This window comes from Rhizorhabdus dicambivorans (assembly GCF_002355275.1).
Taxonomy (GTDB): Bacteria; Pseudomonadota; Alphaproteobacteria; order Sphingomonadales; family Sphingomonadaceae; genus Rhizorhabdus; species Rhizorhabdus dicambivorans.
In genome coordinates, this window is the sequence record NZ_CP023449.1 from 3815112 (window position 1) to 3831982 (window position 16871).

Below are 16871 nucleotides of genomic sequence, written 5' to 3' on the forward strand. Positions count from 1 at the left end.
CTCGGGGGAGGCCATGGGGTTTTGGGCAGTGCTGGAGGCACCGATGGATTTCACCTTCCAACCGCCGTTTTTGGCTGGACTGTCAGGATATGTGGCCGAAATGGGATCGGCTTTCCTCTGCGCTGCACTCGGCATCGTGCCGACCGTTCGCCATGCCGATTATATCGGCGCATGGCTGGAGGTGCTGCGCGAAGACAGCCGCGCGATCTTCCGTGCCGCCAGCGCCGCGACGAAAGCCGCCGACTGGCTGCTGTCCCGGCATCAGGAAGCGCGATCCGCGCGTGAGGATCAGAAGCCCGATGCGGACGCATGGCTGAGGAGGGCGGCATGATCCTCCTGACCCCCGACCTCCTGTTTGCGCTGCGCGCTAACGACATCGCCCGCCGTGCCTGCGAGGCGAAGGGCGAGCGCTTCGATCCAGTCCCGGTCGTCAAGCTGTTCAACCCGGTTGGAGCGGCGACATGGCTCGTGACCGAACTGGCCGAGGATGGCGATGCCCTGTTCGGCCTTGCCGATCTGGGCTTCGGCTGCCCGGAACTCGGCTATTTCAGCCTCTCGGAAATCGCCCGCATCCGGCTGCCCTATGGCCTGTTCATCGAACGCGATCTGGCATTCGAGAGCGAGCACCCGCTGTCGGTCTGGGCGCAATGGTCGCGCCGGGCCGGATCAATCCTGTGGGCGCAGACCCTGCTGCGCCGTGCCGCCGAAACTGGCGCTGAGCCTGCATTGCCGAACCGTTCGGACGAACCGGACGGCGACTGACGCGCGGCGCGTTTCGCCGCTTTGACTGCTGGTCCGTCGTGGTCCCGTGGAGGGGCGGCGGACCGGCAAGGGAGCCAGATGCCTCCCAAATCCTAAGAAGGAGTGCGTGTGATGAAACTCGACTTTATCGACCGTGACCGGCTGTTCATCGACAAGACCAATATGCGCTTTGGCCGCAAGGCCCCGGACGTTTCCGATATCCTGCCGACCGTCCGCAAGCGCGGCATCATCCAGCCGCTGATCGTCAAACCCGCCAATGACGAGGGCCGGTTCGGCATCGTTGCTGGCCGCCGCCGCTGGACAGCCGATGCCGCCGCCTGTGCCGAGGGCATCGACCATGGCCCGCTGCCCTGCGCTATTCTCGAACCGGGCGACGATGCCGACGCCATCGAGGCGTCGCTGATCGAAAACCTTGCCCGGCTCGATCCCGACGAAGTGACCCAGTGGGAAACCTTCACCCGGCTGGTGAAGGAAGGGCGCGGCGTCGATGATATTGCCGTCACCTTCGGACTTCCTGAACAGACCATCACCCGCGTCCTTGCGCTCGGCAATCTGCTCCCCCGCATCCGCAGCCTCTATGCGTCGGAGAAGATTGACCGGGCGACCGTTCGCCATCTCACCATGGCGAGCAAGAGCCAGCAGCGCGACTGGCTGGCGCTGTTCGATGACCCGGAAACCCATGCACCGCACGGCCATCAGTTGAAGGCATGGCTGTTCGGAGGGCAGTCGATCCCGGCGCGCTTCGCCCTGTTCGACATGGAAGCGTTCACCGGCACGACCATCGCCGACCTGTTCGGCGACGACCGCTATTTCGCGGACGCCGACGCTTTCTGGAACGCGCAGAACGAGGCCATCGAAACGCGCCGCGCTGCCTATCTGGAGGCGGGATGGAGCGATGTCGTTATTGTCCCGTCTGCCGAGCATTTCAGCCAGTGGGAATATGAAAAGGCTCCGAAGCGCAAAGGCGGGCGCGTCTATGTCGATGTCCGCTCCTCGGGCGAAGTCACCTTCCATGAGGGCTATGTGACGCGCAAGGAAGCCCAGCGGATCGCCCGTGGCGAAGCACCGGAAACGGACGGAAAAACTGCTCGCCCGGAGATTACCTCGACCATGCAGACCTATGTCGATCTGCATCGCCATGCCGCCGTGCGGGCCGCGCTGCTGGACCATCCATCGGTCGGGCTGCGCATGATGGTCGCCCATGCCATTGGCGGATCGCATCTCTGGCGCATATCGCCCGAGCCGCAATCGACCCGCAATGACGCGGTGCGCGAAAGCCTCGAAACCTGCCGCGCCGAAACCCTGTTCGACGCGCGCCGCCGCGCCATTCTCGCTCTGCTGGACTTCCCGGCCGAGGAACCGACCGTGACGGGAGGCAATGGCGACGACTATGGCATCGCGGGGATTTTCCTGCGGTTGCTTGATCTGCCCGATGCCGCGATCATGGAAGTCATCACCATCGTCATGGGCGAGACGCTGGCCAGCGGCGGCGCGCCGGTGGCGGCGCTCGGGCTGGCCATCGGTGTCGACATGGCCGATTGGTGGCAGGCGGACGACGCATTTTTCGAGCTTGTCCGTGATCGGCAGGTGCTGACCCGGATGGCCGCCGAAGTCGCGGGCGAGACGGTCGCGACCGCGAATGCCGGGGACAAGGCGAAAACCCTAAGACGGATCGTCCGTGACCATCTGGATGGCGCGGAGGGCCGCAAAAAGGTCGAGCGCTGGGTGCCGCGCTGGATGGCCTTCCCGGCATCGGCTTACACCGAGCGCGGGGGCGTCGCTACCGTTGCAGCCCATGGCAAGGTCGAGGCGGCGCGGAGCGTCCGGCAGGCGACCGATCCGCAGCCGGAGCCGCTTGCAAGGGCCGCGTGATATGGAGGACGGGCGGCTCATGCCGCCCGTCATTCTGCCCGTGAAAAATCGCGCCACATGGTCTCCGCCCGATAGGCGTTGGCCATGTGGCGCGCATCTCGTCGGGCAGACGACCGAGATGGGAAGAAGGGCGGGCGCTGGCTGGCCAGCACCGGCTGGTGGACTTAGCGGGCCTGTCGCCCCCGCCCGTTCTGGCGGGCGTGTTCGCATGACGGAAGCGGCGCATCCTGCCCGATCACGCTATGGTTTGGGGCTTTGCCGCCGGGAAACGGGGTTGCGATGCGGCTATGCAGCCGCGGAATATTGCGCCAGCAGCCCTCAAATCCACCACAGCCGCCATGATCCCATGCGATATGCAGAGGCACGGCGCTTGCCGTCCCGCCCGCAGGTAGGATGGCGGGGATGCCAGGCTCAGGCACAGTCATCGCCCGGTGCGATTCTCGCCGATCGTGCAAAGCCAATCCCGTTGCAGTGACCTCCCCGCATGTCCTGCCGACCTCAATCGGACCTCTCGAACGGCGGGTCTGGCGGGGGCTGCCGATGCCGCAACGGCGTCGCCAACCTTCTTCCCCGGCTTGCTGCGCAAGCCTTCCTCGCGAGGCAAGAAGCCCGGCTTTGGCCGTCCTCCGCTGCGCTTCGGCCCTTCAGGTGCGGGATCGTCATCCGCCCGCCTGATCGACCGCCTGTCGAGGCCGCATGAGGCGGCATCGCACCACCCGCAAAGGAGATCATCATGGCACAGATTGGCAGCTTCACCCGCGACGACAAGGGCATCTACACCGGCGAAATCCGCACGCTTTCGCTCCGCGTCAAGGCCACCATCCGGCCCTGCGAACGCGAGAATGACAAGGCACCCGACCACCGCGTCAGCACCAGTGGGGTCGAGTTCGGCGCGGCCTGGACGAAGGCGGCGCGCGAGACCGGCGCGGAATATCTGAGCCTCAAGCTCGACGATCCGTCCTTCCCGGCACCGATCTACGCGACCCTGACCCAGGGCGACGATGGCGAGCATAAGCTCATCTGGTCGCGCTGAACCGTCCGGCCCCGTGCCAGCGCGCACGGGGCCTCGACATGCGATCGGGTCAGGGGTGTCGAAATCGGCCTCGCCATTTCCGACACTGCCGAGGCGAGGTCGCGCCCGTCATGTCCGGTGCCGTTGGCGGCAGTCTGCCGTTCCCTCCAGCACCGGACATGACAGATGGACAATGACGATGACATTGCACGGGCGAATCGCGCCAAACGCGGCTCGCCCTATCTCAACACCGATCAGGCGGCGGCCTATCTGAAACTGTCGGGCAGGCTGCTCAAGCGCATGCGGCGCTCGGGCAAGGGGCCGGTATTCCGCCGCCATAGCCGCTTCGTCCAATATCATATCGACGATCTCGACGCCTGGTCCAGGGACCAGTCGGCGCGGGAGATCGGCCATGACTAAACACCGGACCAGCCTATCCAACGCGCCGCACCTGGCCTGGGGCGATCAGCTTCGCGCGGCGCGCGCCCGGCGTCGGGCACTCGGCCGCAGGGCCGCCATTATCGCGTCGGGCATCGCTCTGCTGGGCGGCACGATGATCTTCCCGCCCGTGCCCCGTCTCCTGTGGAATGCCAGCGCCAGCGCGCCGATCGGCCTTTATGCTGTCACTCCGGGAGCCTCAATCGACGTCGGTGACATGGTCGTTGCCCGCGTGCCCGAGCCATGGCGTGCGATGGCGGCACGGCGACATTATATCCCGGCCAATGTCCCGCTGGTGAAGCGCGTCGCGGCCGGGCCGGGTGACGAAGTCTGCGCGCTCGGTCAGGAAATTACGATCAATGGCCAACACGTTGCCGATCGCCATATCCGGGATGGCCGGAACCGGACCATGCCCGTCTGGTATGGATGCCAGCACCTGCGCGGGAAGCAATATTTTCTGCTGATGAGCGGCAATACGGCGTCCTTCGATGGCCGCTATTTCGGGCTGACCGACGAGAGCCTGCTTATCGGAAAGGCTCGGTTGCTATGGGCGCGCTGAGGCTCCTGGCCCCGGCCTTGCTATTGGTCTCCACTCCAGCCCATGCCGAGAATGTCGGCCGGTGGCGCGCCCATATCGAGGAAGCGTCGCTGCGTTTCGGCATTCCTGTCGGCTGGATCGAGGGGGTCATGCGGGCCGAGAGCGATGGGCAGACCATGATGGCGGGACGGCCCATTCGCAGCCGTGCCGGAGCGATGGGCCTGATGCAGCTGATGCCCAGGACATGGAATGACATGCGCCGCCGTCTTGGCCTCGGAGCCAACCCGGATGAGCCGCGCGACAATATCCTCGCGGGCACATATTACCTCCGGCTGATGTATGATCGGTTCGGATATCCCGGACTGTTCGGTGCCTATAATGCCGGTCCCGGCGCTTATGGTGACTGGCTCGCTGGCAGGCGGAAGCTCCCCGGCGAGACGGTCGCCTATCTGGCGAATGTCACGGGACGCGATGCGCCGGTCGTGACGAACAGGCCGGCTCCGGTTCCCCTGTTCGTGGTCGGCCGGGAGGTCACGCCACCACCGCTGTCGTCGTTGTTCGTGGTGCGCCGCGATGTTCCGTGAAACCGTGAGGTCGGAGGGAGCTCGTCTCGACAGGCCTAGCATGACGGCTGCCGGAGCGGCTCTCAAGGCCCGCGGGTACCCCCCGATTTTCTGCGAAAATCGGCTCCCCCCACGTCCGCTGCGCGGCGCGGAGCGAGGCTCCGCGGCCCTGACAGCCGCTCCGCCACCCGTCTCCGGACTATTGTTCTCATTGAGGAGAACGGCAGCGAAGGAGTTCATCATGAGCATGTTTCAACCCGTTTCACTGGCGTCAGATCGCGTGATGTCGGCGCTGGTTTCCGGTCTGGAAATCGAGTTCGGACCGGGTGCCGGAGCGACACTGGCGGTGCGGTTCCTGGAGGCTGAAGAGGTTGATTTCCACTGGGATGCCAGGGTCGAGGAACGCTGGATCGGTAGCTGGGATGGCGCCGATGACGAGGGACTGGAGCTGGATCGCGTGAAGGTTCTGGGGCGGCTGGACGGGCTGTGGTTCGTTGCGATCATGATCGTCGATGGCGACGGCAATGCTCATGGCATGATGGGCAAGCGCGGCTTCAGCAGGGCGCGCGATGCACGGCTGGCGTTCACGGATGCGTGACGCAGCTTCCATCATCGGCCGGGATCTGGTGCCAGGGCGGCATCGGATCCCGGCCTTTTTTCTGGTCCTCATGAGGGAGGGAATGGGGATGGAGAGGCAGGAAAAGGGAAAACAAGATAAAGGCACTGTCTCGCGACCTGTGCCAAGCCCTTGTCTGCACATCCTTTTTTCGCGAGACATGCGTCTCGCGCAGAGAGACAGGAAGCGCAAGACTGGCGGAAAACCGCCATTTTCCGCCGGAAATCGCGAGATATGCCGCCAATCGGAAACAACCCGATGAGCGATGACGATTTCGACCCGAAGGTCAGCGGCAAGCGGACAAAAAGCGGCAAGAAAGCCGCCAGCTATGCCGGTCGGATCATCGCCGCCACGCGTCTTGCTGGCAAGGCCTCCGGGGTTCGCTCGCGGCGCTTCGATGGTAGCCGGATCGGGCGCGGCGCCAGCATGGGGCGACTGCTCTCCAGCCGTGACCGTCTGGCGGGCTTCCGGGCACGCCGGGCCATCGTCAAGACGAGGCTGGTTCGGCTCGGGCAAAAGGGCATGAGGACGGCCCGCGCGCACCTGCGTTACATCCAGCGTGACGGAGTCACCCGCGAGGGCGCGCCGGGCGAACTTTACTCGGCCGATCGCGATGCCGCCGACGGCAATGCCTTCCTCGAGCGCTCCGGCGGCGATCGCCACCAGTTCCGCTTCATCATATCCGCCGAGGACGGCGCCGAATATACCGACCTCAAACCCTATGTCCGGCGAATGATGACGCAGGTCGAGGCTGACCTCGGAACGAAGCTCGACTGGGTCGCGGTCGATCATTTCAACACAGAGCGTCCGCACACTCACGTCATGCTGCGCGGTATCGATGACCAGGGCCAGAATCTGGTCATCGCCCGGGAGTATATCTCCCATGGGTTTCGGGAACGGGCGGCCGAACTGGTGACGCTCGATCTCGGCCCCCGGACCGATCGGGAGATCGAAGAGCGGCTGCGCCATGATGTCGATCAGGAGCGGCTTACCGCCATCGATCGCCGCCTGCTCCGGCGCATGGATGCCGACCGCGTCGTGACGGCGGCGGAGAATGATCCCGTCCAGCAATCGCTGGCGGCAGGACGGCTCCGTAAGCTGAAGGCCATGGGGCTTGCCGAGGACATTGGCGGCGCATGCTATCAGCTTGCCGACGGGCTGGAGGATACGCTTCGCCATATGGGCGAGCGCGATGACATCATCCGCCTCATGCAGCGGGAGCTGACGGCGCGTCGCCTCGACCGCCCGGGCGTCGATCAGGTAGTGACGACGGAAGTCCGGGAGCCCATCATCGGGCGGCTGATCCGGCGGGGCTTCTCCGACGAGCATCGCGACCGCCATTTTATGATGGTCGATGGCATCGATGGGCGGGTCCATTATCTCGATATCGGCCGGGCTGATGCGGTGCCGTCCGTGCCTGAAAATGCGACGGTGCGGATCGAGCCGAGCAGGCTTGGTGTGACGCAGGCCGACCGCACGGTCGATGTGGTGGCTCGAGCTCATGGCGGCCGCTATTCGATCGACATCCATCTGGCGCATGATCCGCAGGCCAGCGAAGCCTATGCCGCGAGCCATGTCCGGCGACTGGAGGCCATGCGGCGGGCAAGTGCCGGGCCGGAACGACTGGAGGATGGAAGCTGGACAATCCCCGAGGACCATCTTGCTCGCGCCGGGGCATATGCTGCCCGGCAACAGCGCGACCGGCCGGTGGCGGTATCGGTCATGTCACGCGCGCCAGTCGCCGAACTGGCAGCGAAGGATGCCCCGACATGGCTCGACAGGGAGCTGGATGGAAGCGGGGGAAGCGCCGTGCGCGATGCCGGTTTCGGGCGTGAGGTCCGGACCGCCCTGGCGGCACGCCGACAATGGCTGGTGGAGCAACAGCTGGCCGATCCGGACGGGACCATGCTTCGCTTTCGGGAGGGGGCGATGGACAGGCTGCGCCAGCGTGAACTTGCGCAGGCTGGCGACCGGCTTGCGCAGCAGGTCGGCAAGGCGTTCGCGCCCGCCAGCACGGGGGAGCGGATCGAGGGCGTGATCGCCCGCCGTGTCGACCTTGAAGGGGGCAGTTATGCGCTGGTCGAACGGTCACGGGATTTTACCCTCGTGCCCTGGCGTGATGTGCTCAAGCGCAACATGGGCAAGGCAGCATCCGGCATCATGCGGGCGGACGGGATAAGCTGGCGGTTCGGGCGCGGTCGATCGGGGCCTTCAATCAGTTGAAGCGGTAGGTTTGGCTGGCCGTGGACATGGCGGACCGGGTTGCCTTCCGTTGAAACGGAACAGTACCCACCTTGGGCATGACTTCCGGTGGAGATTATGATGGTCGACACACTTACGCCCGCGGAGCGGGGAAAGCGCATGTCGCTCATCAAGGGGCGCGATACCAAGCCGGAGATGATCGTTCGCCGGATGCTGCATGCGATGGGCTATCGCTATCGGCTCCAGGCCAAGGATCTGCCTGGCAGGCCTGACATCCTGTTCCGGACGCGGCGCAAGGCGATCTTCGTTCATGGCTGCTTCTGGCATCGCCATCCCGATCCATCTTGCAAGCTTGCCAGGATGCCCAAGAGCCGCCTCGAATTCTGGGAGAGCAAGCTCGAAGGCAACCGCGCGCGGGACACCGCTAACGAAGCCAAGCTGGAAGAAATGGGTTGGAAAGTGCTGACCGTGTGGGAATGCGAGTTGCGTGATCTGGAACAATTAGGCAACAAGCTTTCCGGATTCATCGGGGAGAAATCATGAAGGCGATTGAACTTTTCGCGGGCGCTGGCGGCCTTGCCCTTGGCGTGTCGCGTGCCGGGTTCAAGACGCTGGACGTGGTGGAATGGGATCGCTGGTGCTGCGATACGATTCGCGAGAATCGGTCGCGCGGCAACGCGGGCATGGGCAAGTGGCCCAGCCCTCGCGAGGGCGACATCCGGGATTTCGCCTTCACCCAGTTCGAGGGGCAGTTGGATCTCGTGACGGGCGGGCCGCCTTGTCAGCCATTCTCCCTGGGGGGGCGGCATCGCGCCTATCAGGATGACCGCGACATGTGGTCCGAGGCTGTTAGGGTGGTGCGCGAAACGAAACCGAACGCCTTCATTTTCGAGAATGTGAAGGGCCTGACCCGCGCCACTTTCGAGACCTATTTCAGCTATATCTTCCTTCAGCTCTCCTATCCCGAGATCGCGATCAAGGATCAGGAAAGCTGGTTGGATCATCGCGCGCGTCTGGAGCAGCATCATAGCTCCAAGGGGAGTTCGGCGCTGTCCTACCAGGTGTTGCCGCCCAAGGTTCTGAATGCCGCGAATTTCGGCGTGCCCCAGAAGCGCGAGCGGGTGTTCTTCGTGGGCTTCCGTTCCGACCTGGGCGTCAAATGGTCTTTCCCCAAGGAAACCCACTCGCGCGAGGCGCTGCTATGGGATCAGATCCATGGCGATTATTGGGATCGTCACCGGGTGGCCAAGCGGGATCGGAGCGACCTCTCCAGCCTGGCCCGACGCCTGGGTGATCGTCCGGCGCTCAAGCCGTGGCGGACGACCCGTGACGCCCTGATCGGTTTGCCCGATCCCGAGCTGTCGCCGCGTGAAAAATCAGAGTTCGTCGATCATCGCTATCAGCCTGGCGCGCGTAGCTATCCTGGTCACACCGGCAGCCCTCTGGATGAGCCCGCCAAGACACTCAAGGCCGGCGTCCATGGCGTTCCCGGCGGCGAGAACATGCTTCGTCGCCCGGACGGGTCGGTGCGCTATTTCACCATCCGTGAAAGCGCCCGGCTTCAGACCTTCCCCGACCAGATGATATTCCATGGTTCCTGGTCGGAAACGATGCGCCAGCTCGGCAATGCCGTGCCTGTCGATCTGGCGCATGTCGTGGCCAAATCCACCTTCGAGCATCTGCAGGCGCAGTGCGGTGGCAAACGGCCGCGAGGTGCGGCCCAGTGAAAGGCTATACCGAGTTCGAATTTGACCTCCCGAGCGCGCTGCTATCCCGGCTCATTGAAGTGATCGACGCCATCGAGCCGGAGCAGCTCAATGCCGCCAATCTCATCGAGATTCCAGAAGAGCAGGGCGTGTATCAGCTCTTTCTGGATGGACGGCTCGTCTATGTTGGGAAAACCGACGCCGATGCCGGGCTACGCAAAAGACTGACGCGGCACGCGCGCAAGATCATGCACCGCGTGGCGCTCGATCCAGCCCGTGTGGGTTTCAAGGCGGTCCGCATCTTCGTGTTCACGGCAATGGATCTCGAAAGCGACCTCATTCGCCATTACGGTGGCGTCAAGGCGATCGACTGGAACGGCAGCGGGTTCGGTTCGAATGATCCCGGCCGCGAGCGAGACACCACCAAGGTCGATCCGAGCAACTTCGACGCGGTATTTCCGATCGATATCGATCGGGAGATGGCCTTCGCAATCGAAGAAGGGGAGCACGCGGCGGATGTGCTTTCGAGGTTGAAGGACGCGCTGCCGTTCACGTTCAGATTTCAGGGCGCGGGCGCGCGCAGCCGTAAACCCCATCCGGACATGGACGCCATCATAACTCAGGGCGCGGCTGGCCCGATGACGCCGAGAGCCGCAGTCGCCCATATCGTATCGGCTCTTCCTGCTGCGTGGCAGGCGACGGCGCTCCCTGGGTACATTATACTCTACAAGGAAGCGCCGAGAGAATATCCGCAGGCGCAGGTCATCGCGATCAGCGGCGGTAATTGACTTTGGCAACGCTGGGGAGGGGCTATGGTTAAGCTGGGGCTTTCGGAAGCGCTATGCCTCTAACGCTAGTACCGATATCTCACGGAACGCTGTGTCACGGGTCGAGATGGACGGTTGCCGACGAGGGTGATCTTGCCAGCAAGGTGGCGAGGCTGGCGCTCGGTCAGGCACGGCATGTCGCGGCGATATTGAGTGGCATCGACAAGAGACCACCTGCGACCCGCGCCGACGCTGCGGCGGGAGCGATCAAGCTTTTGACTGTGCCGAAGGACAAACCGCCATATCATCGGGATGGTTGGGTGTTCCAGGCGATCTCATGGATCGCCGCACACCACGCCGAAGCCGGTGCGGTAATCCGCGCACCGCATATGATTCATGCCCATAAAGGGTTTGACGGTTTCCAGCTGAAACTCGATGAAGCCGGCCAGATCATCACAGCTGTGGTGATCTTCGAGGACAAGGCGACCGAAAACCCACGCACCACGATTGCTGGCGATGTGTGGAAGGGCATCCGTGATCTTGAAAGCGGGCAGCGCATGAACGAGTTAATCCCGGAAGCTGGCGGGCTACTCGAAGCACATCAGCAACGCTATCCTGAGATCGATATTGATGGTGCGGTAGAACGGATTGCTTGGGAGGAGGCCCGACATTTTCGTGTCGCCGTGACCGCTGACACCACTCACGATGATGATGTCGCCCGCGCTGCCCTATTCAAGGGGTTTGACGAGGTGGCACCCGGGTTCGCTGCCCGCCGCCAAGCTGAAACCATTGCAATCCCAAAGCTCCGGGACTGGATGAAGGCCTTTTCCGCAAAGGCGATCAAGCAAATCGAGGAGTGGCGCGACGATGTTTGATCCTGTCACGATCGATCTGATTAGTCGCGCGCCACCGCTTGGCGACCTCGACTTTTCCGAGCTGCCGCAACGCTTCACAAACGCCTTCGCAGAGATCGTGGCGGCGCGAGTCCGGTTGCGCGGTGTCGCGAGCCTTGAACAGCGCGGCGAAGCCGTCACTGAACTCCTCGCTGAAATGGGACGCCTGGCGGCGGCGCAGGAACTGCTCGTTGCCACCGCGCCCGAGCGTGCCGACCGAGCGTCAGCAGCGTTCGTGGCCGGCACTGCCCTCCAGCTGTGCCTTATGGCCGAAACCGTCGTTGCGGACGGCGCACCGCGCTTTTCCAGCATAAACGCGATCCATGCCGATCATGATATTTGCGCGACGCTGCTGTTCCTGATTGCGGATTCGCAGAGTGACGCTGCCGAGATGGCCAAGAGGCTCAAGCGCCCGGATGGCGATCTGGGCGCTGAAGGGCGACTGGTGACGGCGATCGGCAACCTTGCCTCCGGCCGCTTGCGCGAGGTGATTGCCAGCCAGGTCGATGAGGAGAATTTTGAATTCTATGACCCGCCGTCCGATACTAGCGCGAGCGGTGTCGCTGTGGAGGCGTTGCTGCGTCGGCTTCACGCAGGTGTGATCCAGCTCGCGCGTGAGCTTCTAGTCGCACCACGCGAGGGCGTTACTGCGGATACCGTCCCTGAATCGCGCCGCATCTTTGCCCAGGTTCGTGACCTGTCCATCGCGGCAATTGATGACGTGTTCGACGAGGAAGGTCCCCAGGTCTTCAGCGCCTTCCCTGGTCCGCTACATGTAGCAAAGTTGCTGCTGGCGGTGTCGGGCGATCTGGTCGAGGCAGCATTGTGCCGAGTTCCCGCGCCGGACGGTGTTGATCCTGGATCATGGTGGCAGATCATCCGTCGTGCCGCGCGCAAGCGTCCCTATCTCTGGCGAAATCACCGGGAGGCGCTGGAGAAAGGCTATCTCGCGAAGGGTGTGTCCGCTGCGGTCAGCTTCCCAACCGGGGGCGGCAAGTCGACACTGGCCGAACTCAAAATCGCGGCGGCGCTGCTCGGCGGCGGTCAGGTGGTGGTGCTCGCGCCGACACTGGCACTGGTTGACCAGACTGCCTTCACGCTCGGCAATGCATTCAAGGACTACACCGTCTTCGGTGACCTTGACGACGAGATCACCTTTTCCGACGTACTCGAGTTGCCAGAGATCATTGTCACCACGCCTGAGCGGTGTCTTGTGCTGCAGTCGATACAACCGGAAGCGTTCGCGGAAGTCGCGCTTGTGGTGTTCGATGAGTGCCATCTTCTCCATCCACGAGAATCCGATCGCAGCCGGCGGTCGATCGACGCGATGCTGTGCATCCTCAATCTCACCAGCTATGCGCCTCACGCCGATCTACTACTTGTATCGGCCATGATGCAGAACGCTGGAGAGATGGCCGGATGGGTGGCAGAGCTCACCGGTCGTCCGTGCCTCCCGCTGGATCTCGCCTGGAAGCCCACCCGCCAAGCCCGCGGCTGCGTGGCCTATGAAGACGCGCGTATTACTGAACTCCACGAGCTTCTAGCCACGGAGCAACTTACCGCGACCACCAAGGGCGTTCCCAAGCATGTCGCAAGCCGCCTTGATGCGTCGCCCTTCGCCTTCTTCTGCCTACGGCAGACATGGGCGACCCGTAGTCGTGACGACTACGCGCTGATGGCGCTGCTCGACGACGCTGTGCCTTTTGCTACCGGTGTGTCCGAGAAGTCTGGCGAATGGTATATGACTCCGAATGGGAACGTCGTCGCAGGGACGATCGCAGCGGCTGCGGCCGAAGACGGCCTCAAGACCCTGACCTTTGTGCAAAGCACTGTCGCCGCTGAATCCACTGTCCGTCATTTTCGTAGCTTGTTGCCCAAGCGCCGCGTTGTGCTCAACGAGGAGGAGCAAAGCTGGCGCAAACTGGTCGAAGAGGAGATGGGCGGGCCACAGCACTGCTACCTCAAGTTGGACACCTCCGGACAGGTCGATGGGAGCGCGACCAGTCACCACGGCCAGTTGCTGAAACCCGAACGTATGTTGCACGAGTCGCTGTTCAAGCGACGTGATGGTGTCGATGCCTTGTTTGCTACCTCTACGCTGGCGCAGGGCATGAACCTGCCTAGCGACGTGGTCCTGATCGCTGGCGACAGTCGTTGGGACGTGTCCGACGACAAGTTTAAACAGCTCGACGCACACGAACTGCTCAATGCCGCTGGCCGAGCCGGTCGTGCCGGCGAAGGCGGCCAGGGTTTCGTTTTGGTTGTGCCGAGCAAGATCATCAACATCGATGACGATGACAACACGATCAATCGTCACTGGATGTCACTTCAGAGCATTTTTTCCCAGTCGGACCAGTGCTTGAAGATCGATGACCCTATCACTGGGTTACTCGATCGCATTCACATGCAAACCCACGACGGCAATGAGGATTATTTTCTCGCGCGCCTGCCGGTTGGTGAGGATGGTACGCCGGACGAACCTGCCAAGGCGATGATTCGACGATCTTTCGCTGCGTACCGTAAGCGGCAGGAGGGCAAGGCCGAGTGGATTGAAAGCCGTATCGACGCAGCGCTTGCACGTCGCGAAGAACTGGCCCCAAAAAAGGATTTGACCTGGCTTGAGCGGGTCGCCGCGTCAGCGGGCCTTCCCTACGAGGTGGTCACCAGCCTGGCAGAGTTGATTGAGGCCGGTGCATTCGACGGTGACAGCACTGACTGCATGAACACGCTGTTCGACTGGGTCGAGGCGCATCCGGCTTGGCTGATGCACCTGATCCGGCCAAACGATATCGAAGGGTTGTTCGGCAAGGACTACCGGGCGATTGCCGGGAACGCCGCTAAAGCTAAAGTCGCGCTCCCGCAGATCAGGCCGCTCCTGACCGCATGGATGGCAGGCAAGCCGCTTTGCGAACTCGAACGAGCGATCGGTACCAAGGAGCACCTCATCAAAACCTGCGAGACCGCGCGGCATTTTGCGGTTCGTCTAGTTCCGGATCTGGCTTTCGTCGCCGGCTTGCCCGCGCGCATCCTTGCGGCCAAAGCGGTGGCTGCCGGAGAGGAGCCTGCCATACCGATTGTCTTGCAGACTTTGAGCGGGGTGGTCCGGAAGGGATGCGCGAGCCCAGAACAGCTTGCGAACGCGGTGCATCTTAAGTCGGAATCACGGCCCAGTGCTCGTGCGAGGTTCGCCGAAATCCAACATTACATTTCGGCCAGCGACCTCTTCGCATCTTTTGAAAGCGTTCTTGATCGGGTCCGGCAGGCCCATGCGATCGCTATGTTTGATGACCTCTAGTATTCATCCATTGAATCTGGATTAAAGTATCAGCGATAGCGGGAGCACCGCCTCAATTTAGAATAACTGATAGAAGCTTCGCTGTGGCTTTAACTTAATAGTATCATTCACGTTTATCGCGTTCGCCTTGCGGCGTGCGCCGCCATATTTGGTGATGACCTCAATATCCGGATTGTCTATCAGCGCGGCATGAATGTCGTGCGTGTGGGCGGGTGTAAGATTGTAGATGTCCTCGTAGAATTCGAGAACGCCCCGCGCATCGCCGGCCTTTGAAATCAGTCGGGGAACGTCCTCCATCAACTGGTCTTTGGCCTGCTGGCGGCCAATTTCGTCGAAGAGGTAGAGCGAGCCCTCGTCTCGCGGATCGTAGCTGAGCATGTGCAGGCCAGGCCGACCGTAATGGGCCTGCTGCGACGCATTGTTATGAAGGATGTCGTTATAGACCTGCCGCGCGCGATAGGAATTGGCGAAATGGACAAACCAGTATCGCCAGCCATTGGGGTTGTGGATCGAGAAAGGGCTCACATAGGGCGCGCTGTTCCCGAGAGCTTCGAAGACAATGCGTTCAGCAACGCCAAGCCATTCCTTGCGGCTCATCGCACCCTCAAGCGCGATCAGATCATTAGGCGACAGACTGAGATAGCTGAGCTGGCGGGCCAAAAGCGCGGGATTTTGCTTGCGTAGGAAAGCGAGCAACGCCTCGATCATAAATGTATAGAAAATCTCGACGGACCGGCGAGAGCGCATGATCGCCATGATGGTGGTCAACTGAACGTGGCTGTGACCGCACTGATCCAAGTTGAAGACAACATTGGTGTAGCCCTCGTTCGAAAGCGTCGTCTCTATCTGCGGATAGACCGCCTCAAACAGCCCATTGAGATACTGGGTGCGGATATGGAGCTTGGAGCATTCTTGGCGAGCCAACGCAAGCGCGGGGGCCATGTTCTGTTTCAGGAGCTCGACGGCATCACGTTCGCCGTCGTTGAGGATAAGAAGGCACTCGATCTCCACCAGCGCCAGCCCCTCGGCCGCACGCCGAATGTTGACCTCGTTGAGGGTGCTGCGAAGCACATCGACGAAGATCAGCGGCGATCCCGGCGACCCGCATTTGTATGTACCGGCACCTGCAAAGCCATCGACGATTGCGAAGCGGAACTTAGTTTGCTGGGGGTGCCCTAGGCGAACCTTCAGGTATTGCGTGAAATACTCACGCAGGATGCGGTGCTTACGACGCGAGTGTTCCTCAAGCGTTGCACCATCTACCCATCCGTAAGCCTTTTCGACCATTTGCCCCCTGCAGTCCTTTTCAGATATGCATTTGAGCAACCTGAGGCATCTCATCCCAGGTCTGCCCCCGATAGATTCGGCCGTTGGCCTTCTTCGAGCGCCGCTTGTTGTCCTTCCCCCAGGTTCCCCATTGTTTAAAGAAGAACGCTGTATCGTAGTCGCAGCACTGATCGTGGATCTCGTCGATCCATTCCTCCCGAATTGGTCGCGCAGATCGCCCGCTTTCACCGCCAACAATCGCCCAATGGATTCCAGAGAGATCGACGTGTCCAACGGGCCCTATCAGCGGCTCGAAAGAGATGAAGCGGATTGAGGCGGGAACCTGTCTCAGATGCTCGATCCGGACTGTGGCGTCGGCATCCTCGACGCTGGTGCCAAGCCATACATTGGGCAGCACTGGTGCCGGCATTCCACCCAGCAATTGCGCCATACGCTCAGGGCGTTTGGTGAGGATCTGGTAAGAATGACGCGGAGTTTCGCGCATGACCTGCCATACTTTTGCGATAAAATCGTCGCTGACATCGTCATGGAAGAGATCGCTCATCGAATTGACGAAAATTTTGCGGGGCTTCTTCCACTTGTAGGGAATATCGAGTGAAGCGTGATCCTCGCGCGCTGTCCCTGTCCAGATGGTGCGCTTACCGCTTTTGCGCGTGAGGCCGACATATTTCTCGACCTTCATAGCTTCGAGGCGGCGGGCCATTTCCATCGCGTAGCAATGGGTACAACCTGCTGATACGATGGTGCAGCCAGCCACCGGATTCCAAGTGGCGTCCGTCCATTCGATCTGCGTTTCAGCCACGTCCGCGCGCTCCCATGCTCCCAAGCCCATTATTGCCTGTGATGGCAGCCACAGCAACGCCTTGGCCAAACTGATTACGGGTGTTGCTCCCTGATGACAGCGGTGTGGAAAACCGAGG

15 protein-coding genes and 1 pseudogene are annotated in these 16871 nt (G+C 62.2%); 14 read left to right on the plus strand and 2 right to left on the minus strand.

Translation table 11 applies throughout. The annotated features are described in order from the left end of the window. Nucleotides 1-91 precede the first annotated feature (91 nt). From CMV14_RS17930 to CMV14_RS17995, 14 genes and pseudogenes are all read left to right on the plus strand, one after another. A pseudogene (locus tag CMV14_RS17930) lies at nucleotides 92-331 on the plus strand (zincin-like metallopeptidase domain-containing protein); the annotation flags it as partial. Further along, complete coding sequence (locus CMV14_RS17935; protein WP_066962728.1) at nucleotides 328-762, plus strand: DUF2958 domain-containing protein; 435 nt, start codon at nucleotides 328-330, stop codon at nucleotides 760-762. The pseudogene CMV14_RS17930 and the gene CMV14_RS17935, both read left to right, overlap by 4 nt. A 111-nt stretch (nucleotides 763-873) precedes the next feature. Further along, on the plus strand, nucleotides 874-2634 hold the full coding sequence (locus tag CMV14_RS17940) for a ParB/RepB/Spo0J family partition protein (protein WP_066962697.1): 1761 nt from the start codon (nucleotides 874-876) through the stop codon (nucleotides 2632-2634). Nucleotides 2635-3367: 733 nt separating this feature from the next. Next, nucleotides 3368-3667: a DUF736 domain-containing protein gene (locus tag CMV14_RS17945; protein WP_066962694.1), complete on the plus strand. Its 300-nt coding sequence runs from the start codon at nucleotides 3368-3370 to the stop codon at nucleotides 3665-3667. 165 nt (nucleotides 3668-3832) lie between these two features. Continuing rightward, nucleotides 3833-4066 (plus strand): helix-turn-helix domain-containing protein, encoded by a 234-nt coding sequence (locus tag CMV14_RS17950; RefSeq protein ID WP_066962692.1) that lies wholly within the window; start codon nucleotides 3833-3835, stop codon nucleotides 4064-4066. Next, nucleotides 4059-4643: a S26 family signal peptidase gene (locus CMV14_RS17955; protein WP_066962689.1), complete on the plus strand. Its 585-nt coding sequence runs from the start codon at nucleotides 4059-4061 to the stop codon at nucleotides 4641-4643. The genes CMV14_RS17950 and CMV14_RS17955 overlap by 8 nt, the downstream gene beginning before the upstream one ends. Then, nucleotides 4631-5206, plus strand: coding sequence for a lytic transglycosylase domain-containing protein (locus CMV14_RS17960; RefSeq protein WP_066962686.1), 576 nt, complete (start codon nucleotides 4631-4633; stop codon nucleotides 5204-5206). Before CMV14_RS17955 ends, CMV14_RS17960 begins: the two co-directional genes overlap by 13 nt. 220 nt (nucleotides 5207-5426) lie before the next feature. Then, nucleotides 5427-5783 carry a hypothetical protein gene (locus CMV14_RS17965; protein WP_238147081.1) on the plus strand — a complete coding sequence of 119 codons (357 nt, stop codon included), beginning with the start codon at nucleotides 5427-5429 and terminating at the stop codon, nucleotides 5781-5783. A 276-nt stretch (nucleotides 5784-6059) separates the two neighbouring features. Beyond that, a complete protein-coding gene (gene rlxS / locus CMV14_RS17970; RefSeq protein ID WP_066962680.1) occupies nucleotides 6060-8024 on the plus strand; it encodes a relaxase/mobilization nuclease RlxS in 1965 nt (654 codons plus the stop codon). Between the two features lie 138 nt (nucleotides 8025-8162). Continuing rightward, nucleotides 8163-8546, plus strand: a complete 384-nt coding sequence (locus CMV14_RS17975) for a very short patch repair endonuclease (protein WP_238147082.1) — start codon at nucleotides 8163-8165, stop codon at nucleotides 8544-8546. Beyond that, nucleotides 8543-9730 (plus strand): DNA cytosine methyltransferase, encoded by a 1188-nt coding sequence (locus tag CMV14_RS17980; protein ID WP_066962676.1) that lies wholly within the window; start codon nucleotides 8543-8545, stop codon nucleotides 9728-9730. The genes CMV14_RS17975 and CMV14_RS17980 overlap by 4 nt, the downstream gene beginning before the upstream one ends. Next, the gene (locus tag CMV14_RS17985) at nucleotides 9727-10497 is read left to right on the plus strand and encodes a GIY-YIG nuclease family protein (protein WP_066962673.1); all 771 of its coding nucleotides are present in this window, start codon (nucleotides 9727-9729) and stop codon (nucleotides 10495-10497) included. The genes CMV14_RS17980 and CMV14_RS17985 overlap by 4 nt, the downstream gene beginning before the upstream one ends. A gap of 143 nt (nucleotides 10498-10640) precedes the next feature. Then, nucleotides 10641-11351, plus strand: a complete 711-nt coding sequence (locus tag CMV14_RS17990; RefSeq protein WP_238147083.1) for a hypothetical protein — start codon at nucleotides 10641-10643, stop codon at nucleotides 11349-11351. Next, the gene (locus CMV14_RS17995; RefSeq protein WP_066962667.1) at nucleotides 11344-14664 is read left to right on the plus strand and encodes a DEAD/DEAH box helicase; all 3321 of its coding nucleotides are present in this window, start codon (nucleotides 11344-11346) and stop codon (nucleotides 14662-14664) included. The genes CMV14_RS17990 and CMV14_RS17995 overlap by 8 nt, the downstream gene beginning before the upstream one ends. A 57-nt stretch (nucleotides 14665-14721) precedes the next feature. Here the strand turns inward: CMV14_RS17995 and CMV14_RS18000 are convergent, their stop codons facing one another. Together CMV14_RS18000 and CMV14_RS18005 are read right to left on the minus strand one after the other, a co-directional pair. After that, nucleotides 14722-15951 carry a three-Cys-motif partner protein TcmP gene (locus CMV14_RS18000; protein WP_066962664.1) on the minus strand — a complete coding sequence of 410 codons (1230 nt, stop codon included), beginning with the start codon at nucleotides 15949-15951 and terminating at the stop codon, nucleotides 14722-14724. A gap of 19 nt (nucleotides 15952-15970) precedes the next feature. Further along, on the minus strand, nucleotides 15971-16753 hold the full coding sequence (locus CMV14_RS18005; RefSeq protein WP_066962722.1) for a DUF5131 family protein: 783 nt from the start codon (nucleotides 16751-16753) through the stop codon (nucleotides 15971-15973). Nucleotides 16754-16871 lie beyond the last annotated feature (118 nt).